Origin of the sequence: Blautia sp. HCP3S3_B11 (genome assembly GCF_052064435.1) — a bacterium.
Classification (GTDB): Bacteria; Bacillota; Clostridia; order Lachnospirales; family Lachnospiraceae; genus Blautia_A.
In genome coordinates, this window is record NZ_JBQHVP010000003.1 from 67,661 (window position 1) to 89,076 (window position 21,416).

At 41.8% G+C, this 21,416-nt stretch carries 15 protein-coding genes and 2 pseudogenes; 4 read left to right on the forward strand and 13 right to left on the reverse strand.

The features are described from left to right. The first annotated feature begins 299 nt into the window (after positions 1-299). A complete protein-coding gene (locus tag ACTNC0_RS03055) occupies positions 300-1,559 on the forward strand; it encodes a D-alanyl-D-alanine carboxypeptidase (protein WP_441086310.1) in 1,260 nt (419 codons plus the stop codon). Between the two features lie 114 nt (positions 1,560-1,673). On the opposite strand, the gene dapB is transcribed toward ACTNC0_RS03055, so the two are convergent. The 4 genes from dapB to ACTNC0_RS03075 all read right to left on the reverse strand — a co-directional run bounded on the left by dapB (position 1,674) and on the right by ACTNC0_RS03075 (position 5,025). Beyond that, positions 1,674-2,435, reverse strand: a complete 762-nt coding sequence (gene dapB, locus ACTNC0_RS03060) for a 4-hydroxy-tetrahydrodipicolinate reductase (protein ID WP_117845062.1) — start codon at positions 2,433-2,435, stop codon at positions 1,674-1,676. 18 nt (positions 2,436-2,453) lie between these two features. Continuing rightward, positions 2,454-3,347: a 4-hydroxy-tetrahydrodipicolinate synthase gene (gene dapA, locus ACTNC0_RS03065; RefSeq protein WP_441086311.1), complete on the reverse strand. Its 894-nt coding sequence runs from the start codon at positions 3,345-3,347 to the stop codon at positions 2,454-2,456. Positions 3,348-3,403: 56 nt separating this feature from the next. Next, positions 3,404-3,895, reverse strand: coding sequence for a cob(I)yrinic acid a,c-diamide adenosyltransferase (locus ACTNC0_RS03070; protein ID WP_441086312.1), 492 nt, complete (start codon positions 3,893-3,895; stop codon positions 3,404-3,406). Positions 3,896-4,398: 503 nt separating this feature from the next. Continuing rightward, positions 4,399-5,025: a single-stranded DNA-binding protein gene (locus ACTNC0_RS03075; protein ID WP_117674238.1), complete on the reverse strand. Its 627-nt coding sequence runs from the start codon at positions 5,023-5,025 to the stop codon at positions 4,399-4,401. Between the two features lie 297 nt (positions 5,026-5,322). Here ACTNC0_RS03075 and typA point away from each other — a divergent pair, with 297 nt between their 5' ends. Continuing rightward, on the forward strand, positions 5,323-7,155 hold the full coding sequence (gene typA, locus ACTNC0_RS03080) for a translational GTPase TypA (protein WP_055053769.1): 1,833 nt from the start codon (positions 5,323-5,325) through the stop codon (positions 7,153-7,155). A gap of 504 nt (positions 7,156-7,659) precedes the next feature. Next, positions 7,660-10,317: a bifunctional acetaldehyde-CoA/alcohol dehydrogenase gene (adhE, locus tag ACTNC0_RS03085; protein WP_441086313.1), complete on the forward strand. Its 2,658-nt coding sequence runs from the start codon at positions 7,660-7,662 to the stop codon at positions 10,315-10,317. 89 nt (positions 10,318-10,406) lie between these two features. Here the strand turns inward: adhE and ACTNC0_RS03090 are convergent, their stop codons facing one another. From ACTNC0_RS03090 to ACTNC0_RS03120, 7 genes and pseudogenes are all read right to left on the reverse strand, one after another. Beyond that, entirely contained in the window at positions 10,407-11,495 is a 1,089-nt protein-coding gene (locus ACTNC0_RS03090; protein ID WP_441086314.1) for a class II aldolase/adducin family protein, read from the reverse strand. A 100-nt stretch (positions 11,496-11,595) separates the two neighbouring features. Further along, positions 11,596-13,155 carry a cardiolipin synthase gene (cls, locus tag ACTNC0_RS03095; RefSeq protein WP_118566655.1) on the reverse strand — a complete coding sequence of 520 codons (1,560 nt, stop codon included), beginning with the start codon at positions 13,153-13,155 and terminating at the stop codon, positions 11,596-11,598. A 117-nt stretch (positions 13,156-13,272) separates the two neighbouring features. After that, positions 13,273-14,337, reverse strand: a complete 1,065-nt coding sequence (locus tag ACTNC0_RS03100) for an FUSC family protein (RefSeq protein ID WP_441086315.1) — start codon at positions 14,335-14,337, stop codon at positions 13,273-13,275. A 101-nt stretch (positions 14,338-14,438) separates the two neighbouring features. After that, positions 14,439-14,705: pseudogene (locus ACTNC0_RS03105) on the reverse strand (flavodoxin family protein); the annotation flags it as partial. Next, on the reverse strand, positions 14,630-14,857 hold the full coding sequence (locus tag ACTNC0_RS03110) for a hypothetical protein (RefSeq protein ID WP_441086316.1): 228 nt from the start codon (positions 14,855-14,857) through the stop codon (positions 14,630-14,632). The gene ACTNC0_RS03110 and the pseudogene ACTNC0_RS03105, both read right to left, overlap by 76 nt. Before the next feature lie 124 nt (positions 14,858-14,981). Continuing rightward, a pseudogene (locus tag ACTNC0_RS03115) lies at positions 14,982-15,086 on the reverse strand (VOC family protein); the annotation flags it as partial. A gap of 80 nt (positions 15,087-15,166) precedes the next feature. Further along, on the reverse strand, positions 15,167-16,783 hold the full coding sequence (locus ACTNC0_RS03120; RefSeq protein WP_441086317.1) for a mannitol dehydrogenase family protein: 1,617 nt from the start codon (positions 16,781-16,783) through the stop codon (positions 15,167-15,169). Positions 16,784-17,102: 319 nt separating this feature from the next. On the opposite strand from ACTNC0_RS03120, the gene ACTNC0_RS03125 reads away from it, so the two are divergent. Next, positions 17,103-18,236, forward strand: coding sequence for an ROK family protein (locus ACTNC0_RS03125; RefSeq protein ID WP_441086318.1), 1,134 nt, complete (start codon positions 17,103-17,105; stop codon positions 18,234-18,236). Positions 18,237-18,679: 443 nt separating this feature from the next. Here ACTNC0_RS03125 and ACTNC0_RS03130 read toward each other — a convergent pair whose 3' ends face one another. Both ACTNC0_RS03130 and ACTNC0_RS03135 read right to left on the reverse strand, forming a co-directional pair. Beyond that, on the reverse strand, positions 18,680-18,934 hold the full coding sequence (locus ACTNC0_RS03130; protein WP_441086319.1) for a hypothetical protein: 255 nt from the start codon (positions 18,932-18,934) through the stop codon (positions 18,680-18,682). A 274-nt stretch (positions 18,935-19,208) separates the two neighbouring features. Continuing rightward, entirely contained in the window at positions 19,209-21,017 is a 1,809-nt protein-coding gene (locus ACTNC0_RS03135) for a Na/Pi cotransporter family protein (RefSeq protein WP_441086320.1), read from the reverse strand. Positions 21,018-21,416: the final 399 nt, after the last annotated feature.

Below are 21,416 nucleotides of genomic sequence, written 5' to 3' on the forward strand. Positions count from 1 at the left end.
CGCCTGTTCATGCGACGGAAATCCCTCCGCTTTTTGTATTATGATTTTTTATGTTGTATGATGCGAGAGTAAACCTTTTGTTTGTTCTCTGCTGTCATCGTATTTTTAATATGTGCATAAAAACCAATACTATTCTGGAAAAATTTTACATTTTGTATTATAATGCAAATGATATGTCAGCCTGATGAAAATTTCTGTAAACAGGATTCTTTATCTAAAGAACTTAAAGGGCTTCGTCAGCACATATCTGCTTTATTTGTCACCAAACAAACAGCAACTTACATTTACAGGAGGTTATTATGAAAAGAAAAAGAAAGTATTCTCTGCGCAGCTCTGTATTTATACTCTTTGCTGCCCTCTTCCTGCTGTTCACCTGCAGCGCTTCTACGATTTATGCGTCTACGCTTCAGAAACCTGATGTTGCAGCAGCCGGAAAATTTGTAAAAGACGGTAATTATTGGACTTATCGCTATGATGATCAGACGATCGCCAAAAATGTATTTCTGAAAATCAACAAAAAAACATATTATTTCAACAAATATGGTCACCGCTGGTGCAGCTGGCATACGATCGACGGCAAGAATTATTTCTTCGGCACCAGAAACCAGGGATATCTGATTAAAAATTCACTTGTCAGATATAAAGGAAATTATTACTACGTCGGCAAAGATGGCTCCATGGTCACCGGATGGGTTACAGACAAGTCCGGAAACAGATACTACTTTGACAAGGATGGAAAAGCCGTCACCGGTAAACATAAGATCAAAGGCACGAATTATTATTTTAATCAGAATGGTGCACTCACACATACCGGCTTAAACTATAATATTTCTTCTGACTGTGCACTCCTTATGAACGCAGACACTGGTAAAATCATATATGCCAAAAATGAAAATGTGGCACACGCAAATGCCAGCACCACGAAGATCATGACTTGTATTCTCGCGCTTGAAAACTGCAAACTGAATGAGAAGGTAAAATTTTCTTCCTATGCAGCGTCAATTGAACCAACCAAGCTTTATGCGAATGCAGGCGAAGTATTTTATCTGAAGGATCTGCTTTATTCTCTGATGCTTCCTTCTCATAATGATACCGCAGTTGCTATCGCAGAGCATATCAGTGGTTCCAGCGCGAAATTTGTCAACTTAATGAACAAAAAAGCCGCTAAAATCGGGTGTACAAACACTCACTTTGCTACTCCAAATGGTCTTGATGCCGGTTATAATCATTACACAACAGCCTCTGACCTGGCCAAAATTGCCCAGTATGCAATCAAAAAACCGATGTTTAGAAAGCTGGTAAGTACAAGCTATTACTCTTTCTCCAATCTCAATACCGGAAGAAGTTATTATGTCAGCACTACCAATTCTCTGCTCGGCAATGCTCCAGGAGTTGCAGGTATGAAAACAGGATATACACGCAAAGCCGGTTACTGCTTTGTCGGCCTGTCTCATTCAGCTAAGGGAAATACCTATATTTCTGTTGTTCTGGGTGGAAGCTCTTCCTCAGAACGCTGGCAGGATTCACAGAGACTTTTAACTTATGCATATTATCATTAAGCCAGGCAGATATTCGCAATCGAAACAGAAAGCTTACTTGATTTCAGTAAAAAAGGAAGTGCCCGTGTTTTGTACCGGATGCACTTCCTTTTTTATTATTTTATGCTCTTATCATTATTTCGCGCTGATAACATCGCTCATATCATATTTTCCTGCTGGTTTTCCTGCAAGGAATTTGGCAGCTTCAATCGCACCTTTTCCAAATACAGCTTTAGAATATGCCGTATGTTTAAATTCGATCACTTCGTCCGGACCTGCGAAGATTACTTCGTGTTCTCCGACGATTGTTCCTCCACGAACTGCTGAGATACCGATTTCCTTGTCGTCGCGCATCTGGCGTCTCTGACTGCGGTCATAAGTATAATGATACTGGTTATCCATAGCCTCATTGATGCTGTCTGCCAGTGCAAGTGCTGTTCCACTCGGAGCATCCAGTTTCAGACGATGATGTTTCTCAACAACCTCGATATCAAATCCTGCTGTTGCCAGAACCTTTGCAGCGTCCTGAAGCAGTTTCATCAGAGTATTGATTCCGAGAGACATATTTGCAGATTTCAGAACTGCGACATTCCTGGCAGTCTCTTCAACCTTTGCAAGCTGTTCTTCACTTAAACCTGTTGTACATAATACAACCGGAAGGTGACGTTTCTCACAGTAAGCAAGAAGCGCATCTGTTGCTTTTGCAGAAGAAAAATCAATCAGGGCATCTGCCTCTACCTGACATTCTTCCATATTTGTATATACAGGGTAGCTGTTCTTTCCCTGATCTGCTACGTCGATACCTGCTACGATCTCAGCATCCGGATCTTTCTCAACAAGCCCTGAGATTACCTGACCCATATGACCGTTGCAGCCATGCATAATAATCTTTACCATTTGTATTTCCTCTCAAATTTACGCAAGTTTGATTCCAAAGTTCTTCAGTTCTGCAGCAAGTTTCTCTTTGTTTGCTTCTTCCATCTCGGATAATGGCATACGAAGAGGTCCTACTTCACGTCCCATCAGGTTCAGAGCTGTTTTAACCGGAATTGGGTTTACTTCACTGAACAGTGCGTGAATTAACGGAATTGCTTTTAACTGAATCTCCGCTGCACCCTTTGTATCTCCCTCGAGGAATTTCATGACCATATCATGTGTTTCCTTAGGAGCAACATTGGAAAGTACGGAAATTACACCAAGTCCGCCTAATGAAAGAATCGGAAGTACCTGGTCATCATTTCCGGAATACAATTCAATGCATCCGTCTGCCATAGCCATCATAGTTGCGATCTGGGAAAGATCTCCGCTTGCTGCCTTAATGCCAACGATATTCTTAACATTCTTAGCCAGTGCTACTGCTGTTGCAGGCTGAATATTACATCCTGTACGGCTTGGAACATTATACATAATGATCGGCGTTTCCGGAACAGCCTCTGCGATTGCTGTATAATGAGCGATCAGACCTTTCTGAGTTGCTTTGTTATAATAAGGAGTTACTACCAGAAGTGCATCTGCACCGTAGGAAGCAGCTTCTTTTGACATCATGATCGCGGTATCTGTACAGTTGGAACCTGTACCTGCGATAACCGGGACACGTTTATTTACTTTGTCGATTGCAAACTTAATTGTCTTAAGATGCTCTCCGTGTGTCATTGTAGATGATTCTCCTGTTGTTCCGCAAATGATGATCGCATCTGTACTGTTTGCGATCTGATACTCCAGGAGTTCCTCCAGTTTATCATAGTTAACCTTACCATCCTCATACATAGGGGTTACGATCGCAACACCTGCACCTTTAAAAATTGCCATTTGCTCTCCTCCTTTATTCTTCTGTAGATTCTATACAGACTGTCATTCCAGACAGCCTAACAGATTTCTGTTGTCAGTGTAGTTATGCTGTCTGCATATTTACGCAGGCTATCCGGTAACGTCCGTCCGGTAATCAGGATATGCATACTCTCATCTTTCATCTTGAGAATATCACCGATTGCCTCTTCGGTGGTGATTCCATAATCAAGAAGTCCGAGAATCTCATCCAGAAGCAGAAAATCGCACTCCTGAGTTGCAATAACTTTTCGTGCAAAGTTTAAAGCATTGAGAATATTTGTCTTCTCTTCTACTTTCTCCTCCTCATTCAATTCCTCATAACACTCATCATGCTTTTCGAAACGGAATATCTTGATATCCAGATCATCCAGTTCCTCCAAAAAGTCCAGTTCTCTGCGCTCTCTTCCCTTCAGAAACTGAATAATAATGACGCTTTTACCCTGGGCAGAAGCTCTCAGACACTGACCAATGGCCAGAGTTGTCTTTCCCTTTCCTCCACCGCAGTAAACCTCTGTAAATTCTTTTTCCATAACAAACAATTCCTCTTATCGTTATTGAAATTGTAGCTTTTAACTATTCGGCTATCTGCAAAGATACAGAACAGTTATCCTTCTTTTTTGTGTCATTATAGACATAAATAAACATGGTTACACTGTAACCTATTTTATCTGAATATGCTTATATTACCGCAGTTTATGAAGAATTGCAAGTAATTAATGCGGGCATTCCTTTTCACGTTACTGTCCAGTGTTACTGTTCACTCCGTGCCCAGTAACACGCTTCGCGATGTAAAAAATATGAACCTCCTTGTGCAAAGCCCAAGGAGTATCGTTTGCTTCGCAAACTTAATTTATGCTATTCGCATAAATTCGCGCGGTATGTCTCGGGATTTTGGCATTCTCATGCCAAAACACCTCGCGGGATAGTGACGTGTGAACAGTAACTGTCCAGTTACTGTCCACTCCGTGCCCAGTAACGCGCTTCGCGGAATAATAGCTTGTGAACCATAACTTCTTAATAACGTGTAAAAGGCCTACTCCATATATTCCAGCTTACTTACAGAGACTTCATACGCAACTCTCTTCTCTGTTTCATTTTCCCCGATCCGCTTCATATATTCCCTGCTCTGAATGCGACCCCAGATCAGGACATGACCGCCTACTTCAAAGGCTGATGCATAGCGGGCATTTCTTCCCCAGCAGATGCATGGTATGTAGTCTGATTTTCCATAAGGACGGTTTACTGCCAGAAGTACATCTGCGATTTCTCTTCCAAGCGGAGTCTTTCTGTATACCGGCGGCTTACAGATAAATCCATCCAGAAAAATCTGGTTTACAGGAACCGTGTCATCCTCTTCTTCCACAAATTTCAGTTCTCTGGTAAACACAGATAGCACCAGTCGGTTATGTTTTTCTTCGTGCCGGTTATAAGAGCGGAACTGTCCATGAATCTCTACATATTCTCCTATGTAGTCCTGTGTTACGTCCACCAGACGTTCAGAAACCATGACCGGAATTCTGTCTTCCGAATCACTTAGTCTCTTAACCAGCAGTTCTGTCATATAGAAGCCTTCCCCGAAGACCTGATGACTGAACGTAAATCCTGCTGCAATTTTTCCCATCATAGATACCTGATTGTTTTCAATAATTTTATCTGCCATAATGTGGTTCTCCTTCCTCGTAGAGCACTCCCTGTGAAATTTTCTTGTTACTGATACGCAATAGACAGTAAACATTTCCCGATGCTCTAGTGTACCTTGTATTGTTCTTTATATAGTTATGTACAGGCTTTCAGATTTAGAACCGGAATTTATAAAAATAAAAAATTTTATTTCAACACCTTGTAATCTGGCGAAAATGTGGTAAACTGAAACTTCGGGTAACTTATTAAAGAAAAAAGCACATATAAAAGGAAGAATAAATCACTAATTCATTCAAATAGGAAAGGAAATCATTTTATGAGAACAAAACGTGAAGATGTCCGTAACGTAGCCATTATCGCACACGTTGACCATGGTAAAACTACTCTGGTTGACCAGCTTCTGAAACAGAGCGGTGTATTCCGTGAGAATCAGGAAGTTCAGGAACGTGTCATGGACTCTAATGATATCGAGCGTGAACGTGGTATCACTATTTTATCCAAGAACACAGCTGTTCATTACAAAAATACAAAAATCAACATCATTGACACACCAGGACATGCTGATTTCGGCGGCGAGGTAGAACGTGTACTTAAGATGGTAGACGGTGTTATTCTTCTCGTTGATGCTTTCGAAGGTGCTATGCCTCAGACAAAATTCGTTCTTAAGAAAGCACTGGAACTTGACCTTCATGTAATCGTATGTATCAACAAGATCGACCGTCCGGAAGCCCGTCCGGATGAAGTTGTAGATGAGGTTCTGGAACTTCTTATGGATCTTGGTGCTTCTGATGAACAGCTTGACTGTCCGTTCCTGTATGCTTCTGCCAAAGCAGGACATGCTGTGATCGACTTAAACGACACTCCTAAGGATATGGCTCCGTTATTTGAAGCAATCCTGAAATATATCCCGGCTCCGGAAGGAGATCCGGAGGCAGATACTCAGGTTCTGATCAGCACGATTGATTACAATGAATACGTTGGACGTATCGGTGTTGGTAAAGTTGAAAACGGTACAATCGCTGTTAACCAGGAACTGACTCTGTTAAACCATCATGATCTGGACAAACGTAAGAAAGTTAAGATCAGCAAGCTCTACGAGTTTGACGGTCTGAACAAAGTTGAAGTAAAAGAGGCCACTATCGGTGCTATCGTTGCTATTTCCGGTATCGCAGATATCCATATCGGTGATACTCTCTGCGCAGGAGATAATCCGGAAGCTATTCCTTTCCAGAAGATTTCCGAGCCTACTATTGCCATGAACTTCATCGTAAATGACAGTCCGCTGGCCGGTCAGGAAGGTAAATACATTACCTCCCGTCATCTTCGTGACCGTCTCTACCGTGAGCTCAACACAGATGTCAGCCTTCGTGTAGAAGACACTGATACAACTGAGGCATTTAAAGTTTCCGGACGTGGAGAACTTCATCTGTCTGTTCTGATTGAAAACATGAGACGTGAAGGTTATGAATTCGCAGTAAGTAAACCGGAAGTTCTGTATAAAACAGACGAGCGTGGCAAGAAGCTTGAGCCTATGGAAATTGCTTATGTAGATGTTCCGGAAGAATTTTCCGGTACTGTAATCCAGAAGCTGAGCGAACGTAAAGGTGAGCTGCAGGGTATGAGTACTGCCAGTGACGGTACTGTCCGTCTGGAATTCCACATTCCTTCCCGTGGACTGATCGGATTCCGCGGTGAGTTCCTTACTTCCACCAAGGGTACCGGCATCATCAATACTATGTTTGACGGATATGCTCCTTACAAGGGAGATTTCCAGTACAGAAAACAGGGATCTCTGATCGCTTTCGAGGCTGGTGAAGCTGTTACTTATGGTCTGTTCGCAGCCCAGGAGCGTGGTACTCTGTTTATCGGACCTGGTGCAAAGGTTTACAGCGGTATGGTTATCGGACAGAATGGTAAAGCCGAAGATATCGAGCTGAACGTATGCAAGACAAAACATCTGACTAACACACGTTCTTCTTCCGCTGATGATGCACTGAAATTAACTCCACCAAGAGTTCTCAGTCTGGAACAGGCCATCGATTTCATCGACCAGGATGAACTCCTTGAGGTTACACCGGAGTCTCTCCGTATCCGTAAGAGACTTCTGGATTCCAGAGAACGTAAGAGAGCCGCTTTCAGAAAAGCCTGAAACAAATAGAAACTTAAGAAAAATTAAGCCCCGCAGATTTTGCGGGGCTTAATTTTTCTTAATCATTACTGTTCACTCCGTTCACAGTAACTCTTAATCTCCTGCAAACATATGGAAAAACATAAATCCTTCTACAAATTATATTGTTATATTTTCACGAAATTCCTAGTTAGTATTTGTTAACTTTTTCATATGCTATGTAATTGACAAATGATTAACAAAGTCATATAATAGCATCATCGAGGTTGTTAATTTATTAACGTTATTTTTTTAACCTTCTCTCAGTTGCCAACAGAACATATATTGTTAAATTTTTCTAATATATTCTGATAATTGATATTTTATTCACATTATTTACGTGATTATGCGCAATTTGCACCACAATATTTCGTTATGCTCATATTAATGTTACTGTTAACCGAATAATCAGTTTATTTATATAATAAAAACATAACAGGTCACGGTAAATACTTTTAACGAAAACACAAACAGGAGGATTCCCAAATGGCAAAAAAAGAGAACACTATCCCAACCATCATCGACACCCCTGAAGCCCTTACTGCAAAGATTGCAGCCATGAAAGAGGCACAGAAGATTTTCGCAACATTTACCCAGCAGCAGGTAGATAAGATTTTTAAAGCTGCCGCTACTGCTGCTGACAAAGCACGTATCCCGCTTGCTAAAGATGCTGTTGAAGAAACAGGAATGGGTATTGTAGAAGATAAGGTTATCAAAAACCATTACGCAGCCGAATATGTATACAACGCATATAAGAATACGAAAACCTGCGGTGTGATTGAAGAAGACACTGCTTACGGTATTAAGAAAATAGCTGAGCCGATTGGTCTGATTGCTGCTGTTATTCCTACAACCAACCCAACATCTACTGCAATCTTCAAAACTCTGATCGCACTGAAAACACGTAATGCAATCATCATCAGTCCGCATCCCCGCGCAAAGAAATGTACCATTGAGGCAGCAAAGGTTGTTCTGGAGGCAGCTGTAGAAGCCGGTGCACCGGAGGGAATCATCGGATGGATTGATGTTCCAAGTCTTGATCTGACAAATCAGGTTATGCGTGAAGCAGACATCATCCTTGCCACAGGTGGTCCCGGAATGGTTAAGGCTGCCTATTCTTCTGGAAAACCTGCTTTAGGTGTAGGTCCCGGAAATACTCCTGTTATCATTGATGACAGTGCAGATATCCGTCTGGCAGTTAACTCCATCATCCATTCCAAGACCTTTGACAATGGTATGATCTGTGCTTCCGAACAGTCTGTAACTGTTCTTGAGAGCATTTATAAGAAAGTAAAAGAAGAATTCCTTTACAGAGGATGTTACTTCCTGAAACCGGATGAATTAGAGAAAGTAAGAAAAACTATCCTTATCAATGGCGCATTGAATGCAAAGATCGTAGGCCAGAAGGCTGCCACTATCGCTGAGATGGCCGGTGTTGCAGTTCCTCCTGAAACAAAGATTCTGATTGGTGAAGTTGAATCTGTAGACATCAGCGAAGAATTCGCACATGAGAAGCTTTCCCCTGTACTTGCCATGTACAAGGCCAAAACTTTTGACGAAGCGATTGCCAAAGCTGAACAGCTTGTAGCTGACGGCGGTTATGGACATACCTCCGCTCTCTACATTGACACAAGAGAGAAGGAAAAGATGGAAAAACATGCAGCAGCCATGAAGACCTGCCGTATCCTCATCAATACTCCATCTTCTCAGGGCGGCATTGGCGACCTTTACAACTTCAAACTTGTTCCGTCCCTGACTCTGGGCTGTGGTTCCTGGGGTGGCAACTCCGTATCTGAGAACGTAGGTGTAAAACATCTTATCAACATCAAGACCGTTGCTGAAAGGAGAGAAAATATGCTCTGGATTAGAACACCGGAAAAAGTTTATTTCAAAAAAGGCTGCCTGCCGGTTGCTCTGGATGAGCTTGGCACTGTTATGCACAAAAAACGCTGTTTTATCGTAACAGACTCTTTCCTTTATAAGAATGGATATACTAAGAAAATTGAAGATAAATTAGATCAGATGGGAATCGTACATACCTGCTTCTATGATGTAGAGCCAGACCCATCTCTCGCTTCTGCAAAAGCCGGTGCTGCAGCAATGAGAATGTTCGAGCCTGACTGCATTATCGCAATGGGCGGTGGTTCCGCAATGGATGCCGGCAAGATCATGTGGGTTCTCTATGAAAATCCGGACGCCAACTTTGATGATATGGCTATGGACTTTATGGATATCCGTAAGAGAATCTTCACATTCCCGCATATGGGTAAGAAAGCTTACTTTGTAGCCGTTCCAACATCTTCCGGTACAGGTTCCGAGGTAACACCGTTTGCTATCATTACTGACAAGACTACAGGTATCAAATGGCCTCTGGCAGATTATGAATTAATGCCTGACATGGCTATTGTTGATACAGATAATATGATGAGCGCACCTAAGGGACTGACCTGTGCTTCCGGTATCGACGTTATGACTCATGCACTTGAAGCCTATGCTTCCATGATGGCGTCTGATTATACAGATGGTCTTGCTTTAAATGCGATTAAACTGGTATTTAACTATCTGCCACGTGCATACAAAGATGGTTCTGATGTAGAAGCAAGACAGCATATGGCAAATGCTTCCTGCATGGCTGGTATGGCTTTCGCAAATGCTTTCCTTGGCGTAAACCACTCTCTTGCTCATAAGCTGGGAGCTTTCCATCACCTTCCACATGGTATTGCAAACGCTCTGGTTCTGCTTCATGTTCTGCGCTATAATGCAGCCGAAGTTCCGGCTAAGATGGGTACCTTCCCACAGTATCAGTATCCGCACACACTTGCACGTTACGCTGAGATTGGCCGTTCTGTAGGTCTGACAGGCAAGAACGACAGCGAAGTATTTGAGAAACTTCTCCAGAAACTGCAGGAACTGATGGATACTATTGAGATCAAACATACGATCAGGGAATACGGCGTAGACGAGAAGTACTTCCTTGAAACTCTGGACGAAATGACCGAACAGGCATTTAACGACCAGTGTACCGGTGCCAACCCGAGATATCCATTAATGTCTGAGCTGAAGGAAATCTATCTGAAAGCTTACTATGGAGAGGGAAATATTCCTGAATCCAGGAAAGCCAAAGAGAAAAAAGAAGCAAAATAAAATTTGCTGAAAATAAACCTTTTCCTTTAAAAATATAGTGTTTAAACCAATATAATAAGGGCTGTCAAAAAACGACAGCCCTTATTATATTATTTCTTACTGCGATATGCTTCTGCTTCCCAATGCGTGATAAAGTATGTAATATCATCTGTCATGTGAAGCGGACCGCCAAAGCTTTCTGCATATACTGCAAGCTTAATGGCATCTTTTACAAGAAGCTGTGCTTTTGCAGCTTTTCCCTTATCATCTTCCATGATAAAGGCACCGACTCCCTGTACCAGGATCAGTCTTGGCTCTTTGTCATTCTCTGCCATAAATGCATCCAGTGCAGCTTTTGCCTGGTCAATATCCTCTACAAATAACGGATATGGTCCACAGTATACAATGTGATCCGGTGTAAATGGTTTCAGAAGAGGTGCAGCCGCAGCTTTATCTTTCACGAAGTTATCAGCTTCCGCTACAGGTACAACTTCTACCGCATGTCCCAGTAACCGGGAAAGCTTCTCTGCTGCCTGTTCTTTTTCAGATGTAACAGCATCACTGACATCAGCAGTTCTCTTTACCTGTTTCTCTAATTTACTGATCACGCCGTCAAATAATGCTCCTATTTCCTCTACAGTATTTGCTGCAACGAAAATTCCGTGATTCTGGAGCAGAAGAACCTGAACATCTTTTCCGTATTCTTCTTTATAAGCATTCATTTTCTCATAGCAGATACGTGCAAGCGTATATCCGGGTTTGCAGATATCGATCCAGAGTACATCTTTTCCAAGGAGCTGTTCGCTGAGTTTCTTTGCGCCTTTTCCGCAGGTCAGTCCATTGACAAGTGTAGGATGAACATGCAGTACATAAGTATAGGCAAATAAGTTATGAAGCAGTGCTTCCACACTTGGACGTTTTGTTTTGTCAGCATCTGTTACTGCAGCCATAACATCTGCAAGATACAGTGATTCACGTTTGACATCGTCTTCCGGATAATCTGTTTTCATGATCTCATTCAAACGCGCTCTGCTCATTTCCACAAATTCCTCTGCCTTAATTGTGGCAAGCTGTGTACCGGAGCCTTTTACATACAATGTGGTGTCGTCTTTTACAGAAGTATTACCGCCGCCTGCAAGAACATAGGCAGGGTTGCTTCCATAAGTATTTGACATTTTTACTAAGGTTGAAAGATCCATAGTTAAAATTCCTCCCGTATTTATAATAGTTTTGCTGTGCCCCATTCCATTGTACACGATATCCTGCTTTTTTCCAAGTGTTATGGAGTAAACAGTAACGTTATAATAATCCCGCAAATAATCTCATAAACAGCTGTCCCAATCGCAGATATGCGCTGCGTCCGGTACTGTACTGTTCTGTGACTTCACGGCATTCATCCATTGTTGCTGCAAGATCATTTCGGATATCCAGAACTGCCTGGCAGTCTGCCATAAAGCAGCCGTTTTCAAAATGATGATACAGACTTCTGTAATCCAGATTTATGGTTCCGCAGGTTGCCATACAGTCATCTGCCACACTCATCTTTGCATGACAGAAACCAGGTGTCCATTCATAGATACGCACTCCATGTTTTACCAGTCCATGGTAAAAGGAACGTGTGATATTGTAGATCATCTTTTTATCCGGAATACCAGGTGTGATGATCCTCACATCTACCCCACGCTTGGCAGCCAGACACAGCGCATGGCTCATTTCATCTGTGATGATCAGGTACGGTGTCATAAACCAGCAGTATTTTTCCGCTTTATTCACCATACTGATATACACCTCTTCGCCTACCTGTTCATGGTCCATAGGACTGTCCGCATAAGGCTGGATAAAGCCTGTCTGCTTTGCCTGATAATCTGTCTGAACCAGAAATCCGGTAAAATCACTGTCATTTTTATCCTTATCACTGACAGCATTCCACATCTCCAGGAATGTTACTGTTAGGGAACGGACTGCCTCCCCCTCCAGACGGATACCTGTATCCTTCCACTGTCCATAAGGATGTGTGAAATTAAAATATTCGTTGGCAAGGTTATAACCGCCGGTAAATCCCACTTTTCCATCGATCACTGTGATCTTGCGGTGATCCCGGTTATTCAGGAACACATTCAGACCCGGAGTAAAAGGGTTGAACACTCTGCAATGGATTCCCACATTTTCCATTTTCTTAATGAAGTCTGTATTGATAAACCCAATGGAACCCATGTCGTCATAAAATACTCTGACTTCTACGCCTGCCTTTACGCGGTCTTCCAGAACTCTCTGGATTTTATGCCAGGCCTGTGCATCCTCAATGGCATGATATTCCATAAAAATAAATTTCTCTGCCTTTGCCAGATCTGCAAGCTGAGCCTCCAGCCCTTTGACTGCCTCATCATAATAAATAACATCTGTATTCTGATAGACCGGATAGGAGGCATTTTTCTGTATATAATCAGAAATATTGCCTGCCTTCGGGATTTTCCTGCCAAGCGTTTCCCTGCACTCACTGTCATTGGGAAGCAACGGCAGAAGTTCCCTGTCGATCTGGTCATAACGCTCCCGCATTTTACGGGTACCGCCATTGAGACCAATCAGTAAGTACAATCCCACTCCCAGGATAGGAAATACAAGGATCAAAATAACCCAGGGCATTTTCATAGATGAAGTCTGGTCTGACGCATACAGCTTAAGAACCAGTACACCTGCAAGAAGCCTTGTCATCAGATTGATAATCTCCGCATATTGATTCAGCTTTGTGATCATAGCAATGATAAAAGCTGCTTCCAGTAAAATACATACTGCGGAAAAGCATAACCGTTTTACACCATTTTTCGTTTTCGCCCTACCTTCCAGGGTATCCTGTTTCATATTCTTTCTCTCTCCCTCTGTCATTGTACGTTAATATTCACTCTATTCCCAGAACACATATCAGACGGATAAAATCATCCGCTTTTTTACTTGCTTATAACCGCTCCGCAGTTTCAGTCAGGAAAGATTTTCTGCACATTTATTTGTGCCTATATACTCTGCTACTTTATCTGTTACTTTATTGCAGATTACCGTATAAGCTGCTCCCAGAACATTGGCACCTATACGAAGTGCTATTGCTGCCGGCATTCCGAAGATCCCTGCTGCAATAGGCAACGCTCCAAATGTATTAAATGCAGTCTGCCACGGATATCCTGCTGAATATCCAACTCCGATTCCTCCGATCATTCCAATGTACGGATACATGGATTTAGGAAGTACCAGATACAGCACAATAAACAGCAGACAGCCCACAACATTAAACATTCCTCTGCTCACAGACCTTGAGATACAGTCCTCTGTAAAAGGCAGACATACGGACATACAGGCGATTCCTGCCCACATTGCTCTGGGAAGTCCCAGAAGATTCATAAACAGCATTGCGCTGGATACAATCAGTGTCAGTTTCACATACCATCTGCTTCTTGCTGACTTAAGATCAAATTCCCGGAACAAATCCAGGAAGGTTCTTCGATAGGCTCTGTTTCTCTGGTTCTTATAGAAGACGATCATACAGATCACCATTCCCACCAACAAGCCGATCACACGGAAGGTGTATTCCTTTCCTGTCACATCATAGCCCAGAAGCAGCAAATAGCCCAGAACAAAGGTAGAATGATTGTACATGATCACATTATGACAGCCCAGTATCATCAGCAGTAAAATACACACAGCATTCACTGCAAACGCAGCTAACGGAGGCACTATATTTGCCAGACGGGGTCCTGCCATAAGAATACCGAAGATCCCTGCAATGGAAAGCAGTCCATGTGTTGTCCTGATCCCGAAATCTGCCTGCCGCAGCACAAGCACTGCCAACAGAACAGTAACACCAACTACACTGTTGCTGCTCCCTGTAAGCTTACTGTACATGCTTACCACTGCCACACAGAATGCCATGACCAGATACACTTTAAAGTTATAGATCAGAATGTGCCGTCTTTTCTCTTTGGGGTCTGTGGTGCTTCTGATCAGCTGTTTGGAGCCGGTCGAGCTCAATTGTAATTCCTGATAAAATGTCATGTCTCGTTACCTCTCTTTCGTGAAAATCTATAAAAATTTATGAATTACCTTTTTTAGTAACGAGCACTATACCGCAGTTCCCTCTGTTAGTCAAGACTTAATTATTTTTCCAGGTCTCTTCTGATTATTTCTTCCAGTCTGTCCAGATCCTCATTGTCAGGGTGAGATAACGCCCTGTCAAAATTCTGGATCAGTTCATCCAGGTTTGGTGCATGATCCGGCTTCTCTTTCATCTTTACGTATCTGTCCCTGACTGACTGGGGCATTTTCCCCTGACACATAAATTCTCCCATCACTGTATTACTCTCATCCACAGATTCTTTAACTTTCCCGAGAACCTGCTGGAAATAGGCTTCACTGCCTCCGAAACAATCACCTGCTTATCCTCCTCACAGATATCCAGATTCTCATACTGACTCCTCAGTTCCTCGAGTTCTGCATTATTCTGTCTGATCACGGTATCTTTGCGGTTGATTATCTCAGCTGCACTCCGGCTCATTCTCTCTGTTCGTTTACTCATGATAAAAACTCCTTTCGTTTATTTTTTATTTTCTCCTATTTTAAACTTTTCTCAATAAAATATTGGAAACAAAAAGCACCTGCTTTAACAGATGCTTTTTCTCGCTGAATTTAACTGCCTGACTTTATAAATACTGGCTGAACTCAACCTTCTCTTTATTCGGTTCCTCAATTGTAAAGAACTTTACCCCGTTTTCCCAGAAAGGAAGAAAATGAACAATATCATTGGTCAGAATTCCAATATGCTGTTCTTTTAAATTCATTTTCATTTTCCTCCTGATAGTCCGTTATAATATACATCTGATGAAAATCATCCAACATATTTATGTATTGTCGCTCTTACAGCTCCAGGTCCTGCGATCATCTCACGGAACATATCCTCAACCTTCTCTCCCACACCGTCTTTGTAAAGGTCAGTGAAGAACAGACGCTCATTGGAAAGAATTGGTTTTAACTGATCTTTGAGTGTTTCAGGTTTACCTACTACAATATCCTTAAATTGTTCCTGCAGTTCCTCATTCATTGGGTCCGGTGCAAGTTCAAATTTATTTCCTTCATCATCTACACCAAGCATATATCTGAGCCATCCTGCAATTCCCAGCGGAATAGCTGTCAGTCTGGAAGCATCTCCGAATTTCTGTACATATGCTTTGATTGTTTCGCCGAAACGGATGCCAACCATCTGAGATACATCTACTGCCAGACGAAGGTTGGTGTCTCCCAGATATTCATTTGGAAAACGATCCTTAAAAAGCTCATCCACAAATGCCTGGGGAGAAAGGATTCCAGGGTCAGCAACTACCGGAAGACCTTCATCATAAGCAATCATACGTGCCATTTTCATCATATCTTCATTTGTATTAAGCATATGCGCAAACAGATCATATCCAAGAACTACTCCCAGCGGACCTGTAGCAGAATGAACCGGATTCAGACATACTGTTACTTTCATACGTTCAGAAAGGTTAACTGTATTTCTGTCTGCCATATATACGCCGAACCCTTTTTCCAGAGCCGGACGTCCGTTAGGGAAACTGTCCTCAATTACCAGATACTGTGGTTTCTCAGCATTGACAAATGGTGCAATGTATGTCTTCTTACCTGTGATCACCGGCTGCATATTCTCAACACCCAGCTTCTCAAGGTCATCTGCAATCTGTTCGCTTGGACGAGGTGTGATCTTATCGATCATTGTCCATGGAAAAGCAACTACTTTTTCATCGCTTACATAGTTTACAAATCCCTCATCAACAAATCCGGCTTTCTTCCACTCTTCTGTCATTGTCAGTACTGACTCGCGAAGCTTTGCACCGTTCTGTGAGCAGTTATCCATGGAAACCAGTGCAATCGGATATTTGCCTGCTTTATATCTTTCATAAAGCATTGCAACCAGAACTGCCATGGCACCAGCCGCTTTATCCGGACCATTCTTAATATCTGCTTCTACAAACGGAAACCATGTTCCGTCAGCTTTCTGTAATGCATAGCCTTTCTCTGTGATCGTAAAGGAAACCATCTGCAGGGATTTGTTTGTGAAGATTTCTTTCAGACGTTTCCACTGTGCTGTATCAGAAGACTGTGCCTTCACTGCTTCCGCAAGAGCTCCAATCACTTTATATTCACGTGTACCATCCCCATGCAAGATTACACTTAATCCCAGATTGTCATATGGATCATAAATCTTATCTACTACATCATAATCAAAGGTTTCCACACAGGTAATCCCACGGTCCAGAACTCCCTCTTCCAGAAGACCATCTGCAATTCCACCGATAAACACGCGGAAAATATTTCCGATACCAAAGTGAACCCATACCGGATTCTCCTTTGCTTTCTCAGAGGCAGCCTCTACATCATAACCCGGAAGAGCGATTCCTGCCTTTTTCCATGCTTCCTGTTCCTTGATTCCATTGATTGATAATTTCATGTTATATCCTCCTTGTTTGTCTTATTCGATATTTATTGTTTGTTGCTATGTTTTTTACTTACGTTTATGTCTTAACTGTAAGTTGAGTATATATCTTTTTATTTTAAAAATCCATTGCCAGAAATTCTAATTTTCAAATGACTTTTTTGTTTATTTTTACTATATATATTGACAAGTTGATTCGTTACTTAGAACAAAGTGAACAGTAACGTTGATTCTTCCAACAATCGCGCCGGATATTTTTATTGTTTTTTTTTCGTTGTATGCTACAATAAATCTGAAGCTTAACATTATCTTATAACATAATCAGGAGAATATTATGAGTGAAAAGGGATTGACCAACATTAGTCTCAAGAAAATAAATAAATCAAAGGTTTACCAGTACATTTACAGAAAAAAAACGACCTCCAAGCAGCAGATCGTTCAGGAACTGCAGATGGGTTTATCCACTGTCAGCCAGAATCTGAATCTTCTGGAGCAGGAAGGTCTTATTGAAAAAAATGGTTTCTTTGAATCCACCGGTGGAAGAAAGGCAAACGCCCTTCAGATTGTATCAGATTTTAAAATTTCCATTGGTATCGGTATTTTAAAAGGGATGTTTCATATTACTGCTGTAGATCTGTATGGAAATGCTTTCTATACAGACACCATTCCGCTTCCATATTCCAACACACCAGATTACTATAAACAGGTTACTGACGCAGTAAAGGAATTCATCTCATCGCGCCAGTATGACAATGACAAAGTTCTTGGCATCTCCATTGCTACACAGGGTATCACATCCCCGGATCATACCACTGTACTATATGGAGATATCATGAATAACGCTGGCATGAAACTGGATGATTTTTCCAGATATCTTCCTTATCCCTGTTATCTGGAACATGATTCGAAATCAGCTGCGTTCCTTGAATTATGGAATCATCCGGAGCTTGACAGTGCTGTTATCATCCTGCTGAACCGAAATCTGGGCGGCGGCATCATTACCAATCATCAAATTCATCAGGGAATCTCTATGCACAGCGGAACTCTTGAACATATGTGCATTAATCCCGATGGTCCGCTTTGCTACTGCGGCAGCCGCGGCTGCCTGGAAACCTACTGCTCTGCCAATGCACTGGAACAGGCTGCAGGCATGCCTGCCAAAGAATTTTTCCCTCTTCTGCGCGAAAAAAAATCTCCCCAGATCATACAGATCTGGAAAGATTTTTTAAACCATCTGGCATTTGCCATGAAGAATCTTAACCTTGTTATTGATGCACCGATCATCCTCAGCGGATATCTGGCACCTTATTTTACAGAGGAAGATATTGAATATCTGATAGAACATCTCCATACAGCCGCACCATTCATACTGGATAAAACACAGATTCTGGTCGGTACCAACGGACAATATACACCGGCAATCGGAGCGGCTCTGCATTATGTAGAGAAATTTATTCAGGCAGTTTAACCGAAACTGTGGAACCGTTATTCGCTTATGAGCAAACAGCACATCGGATATTTTATCCGCTTGACCTGAATCAGGTAAGTCCTCTGTACATTGCGCTCTGCAATTACAAAGGACTTACTATCTTGCACACTTTTTTGCGTACTTTCTTCTTCAATTATATAAATAAGAAAAATCACCCTACTGCTGGTAGAACTGACACTTTATGCTGACTGTAATCTTACTTTTCCTATTTTAAGTCATTCCGAATTGTTTCTTACATTGACCGTATATTTATTTTTCTTAATTTAGGTCAGCCTGAATGATTTCTTGCGTTGACCGCATACTTATTTTTCTTGATTTAGGTCAGCCAAAAGAGTTTCTCGCATTGACCGCATGCTTATTTTTCTTGATTTAAGTCATCCTAAATGGCTTTTTCCTTGATTGCTCTTCAAGATAAACTCAGTCTACTTCAATGTTGTCAGAATCCCCATTGCACTGTCGTAATCTTTCTCTCCGACCATGATTTCATACAATGTTTTATCTGTTCCAAAGTTCCCACCCATTCTGCGGACGATTCCCCTGCCCGGGGCTGTCATTTTTTCTTCGTGGTTGACTCTCTTTGTTTTATATTTGATTTTCTCTGAATCTAAGGCTTTACAATACTGCTCATATTTATCTCGGGATGCACCGAGATAGACTGTTCTGCTGTCGAATAACATAATTGCTTCCTCCTTTTGGGTGTTATGTTTGCACAATTTCCTTCCTGCAATGGCTAATCCAGGCTACAGGAAGAATCTCCGCCTGAATAAATATATTTGATTTACAAAAATGACTCTGCCTGCTGCCTCTTCAGACATACACTCCCGAGCGCGTTTAAAAAATCGCTCACAGTCTATATGCCCAGTGACTGTAACAAAAAACAGCAGACATCCGTTTCCAGATCATCTGCTGTCATTATATCATATACATTTACTGCTTTGTAGTATAAAAGTATTATTCCACTTCTTCCGGTTCCATGCTTCGCATGTGTTCTTCGTTCTTCACGATCTCATACTTCTCGCGATAGTTATTGAAGTATGTATGATACTCAGTACTGTCAACCGGATAAATCTTGGAATCATGGATATGCATATCCGGATTCTCATCTGAACTCTTTAAGAGAGCTACCATTGCACTTGAACAATGTGCTGCGATACGGTTAAAGCTGTTCAGGATATCTGTATATACAGTTCCTTCTTCCAGTCCGCAGTCACCCTTGCTGAGACGCTCTACATGATGCATCTTCAGTTCATTGCACAGAGAAGTAATGACCATTCCCAGAGGCGCAACTCTCTGTGCCATTTCCTTGTCATCATTGAGGAATGCACGGCAGGTAAGATTGATTTCCTCACGAACTGCTTCCATTACTACATTCAGCTCATCCCAGGCTTCCTGTGAGAAATTGGTGTGATTATCATGCATTTCGCTGGACATATAGGCAATGTAGGATGCATGGTCACCGATTCTCTCGAAGTCATTGATGGTATGAAGATAAAGGGAAGCCTGCTTTGTCTGGGCACTGTTCATCTCATGCTTTGTCAGCTTCATCAGATAGTCACCAAGACGGCTCTCATATTTATCAATCAGGTTCTCTTTTCTCTGTACCTTGTCAAATTTATCCTGCTGATATTCGTTCAGAAGGTTCATTGCACGGTTAACATTCTTACGAAGCTTCTTTGCCATACCGCTCATGACACGGTGACACTGTCCGATTGCAAGTGCAGGATAGTTCAGAAGACGTTCTTCCAGAAGATCAAAGTCTGCTTCATCTTCCAGTTCCTCTGCACTGTCTTTTACAAGCCAACATACCAGCTGTTCAATCTTCGGTATGAACGGGAAAAGAACACATACTGTTGCTACACGGAATACTGTATTCAGTAAAGCAATTGCAATCGGTGACATGATCATATCCATAAATCCAAAATGTACGACAGCATTTACAGTATAGAAGATCACAGACCAGAGGATCAGACCAAACAGGTCATTGATCAGATAAACAAGTGCTGTACGTTTACCATTCTTATTCGCACCGATTGCTGAGATCAGAACCGGACATGCAGCACCTACACCGATACCAAGAACGATCGGGAATGCACTGGAGAATGTCAGGATACCTGTTACAGATAACGCCTGCAACACACCGACTGTTGCAGATGCACTCTGAAGCACTGCTGTAAATGCGATACCTACCAGAATACCAATCAGCGGATTGGAAAACATGGTCAGCATGTTTGTAAAGGTCGGGCTGTCTTTCAGCGGTGAAACAGCGCCACTCATTGTCTGCATACCTGTCATCAGGATTGCAAAACCAAGCATAATATTACCGATGTTTTTATGCACGGAACGCTTACATGCCATACGAAGGATAATACCGATGATTGCTACTACTGCTGAGATTGTTGCAGTGGATAAAATCTTGGCAATTCCATTCTTTCCTTCAATATAAGAAAGACAGAGGATCCATCCGGTAATACTGGTTCCGATATTAGCTCCCATGATAATACCGATTGCCTGTTTCAGTTTCATCATACCAGAGTTAACGAAACCGATAACCATTACGGTTGTCGCAGAAGAAGACTGAATTACACTGGTAACTGCAGTTCCAAGTGCAACTCCTTTCAGCGGTGTGTTTGTCATTCGATACAGGAAAGCTTCCAGCTTATTTCCGGCAACCATTTTCAGACCGTCGCCCATCAATGACATACCAAACAGGAATAACGCTACTCCGCTCAGTAATGACAATATCATTGAAAAAATTTCCATCATTTTCTCCTTTGTCGTCTGCCTGATTTTCCACCTCATCTCAGAAAATCGGCGCATAATGTAAGCAGGTTATTTTACCTGTTTCTAATCAGAATTTAACCTGCCTTTTACTTTTCCATTCTTATTATGTCACGTCCGGGAGATTATTACAATAATTGTTTTTTCAAAAATTACATTTTTTCCATAGCGTTTAAAATGCTGTCTTTTTTTTCCTGGATTTTTTTGCAATTTTCATAAAATTTTCCGTCATGCTCCAAAACATATCGGAACATGCCGGAAAATAACATACAATAAATCGGACAGTAAAAAAATATGACCCTTATTCAATATCTGTCATTTTTATAATCCGCCTTTCTGCGAAAGGCACCAATGCGTCATGAAACACTTTGGCAAACTTTC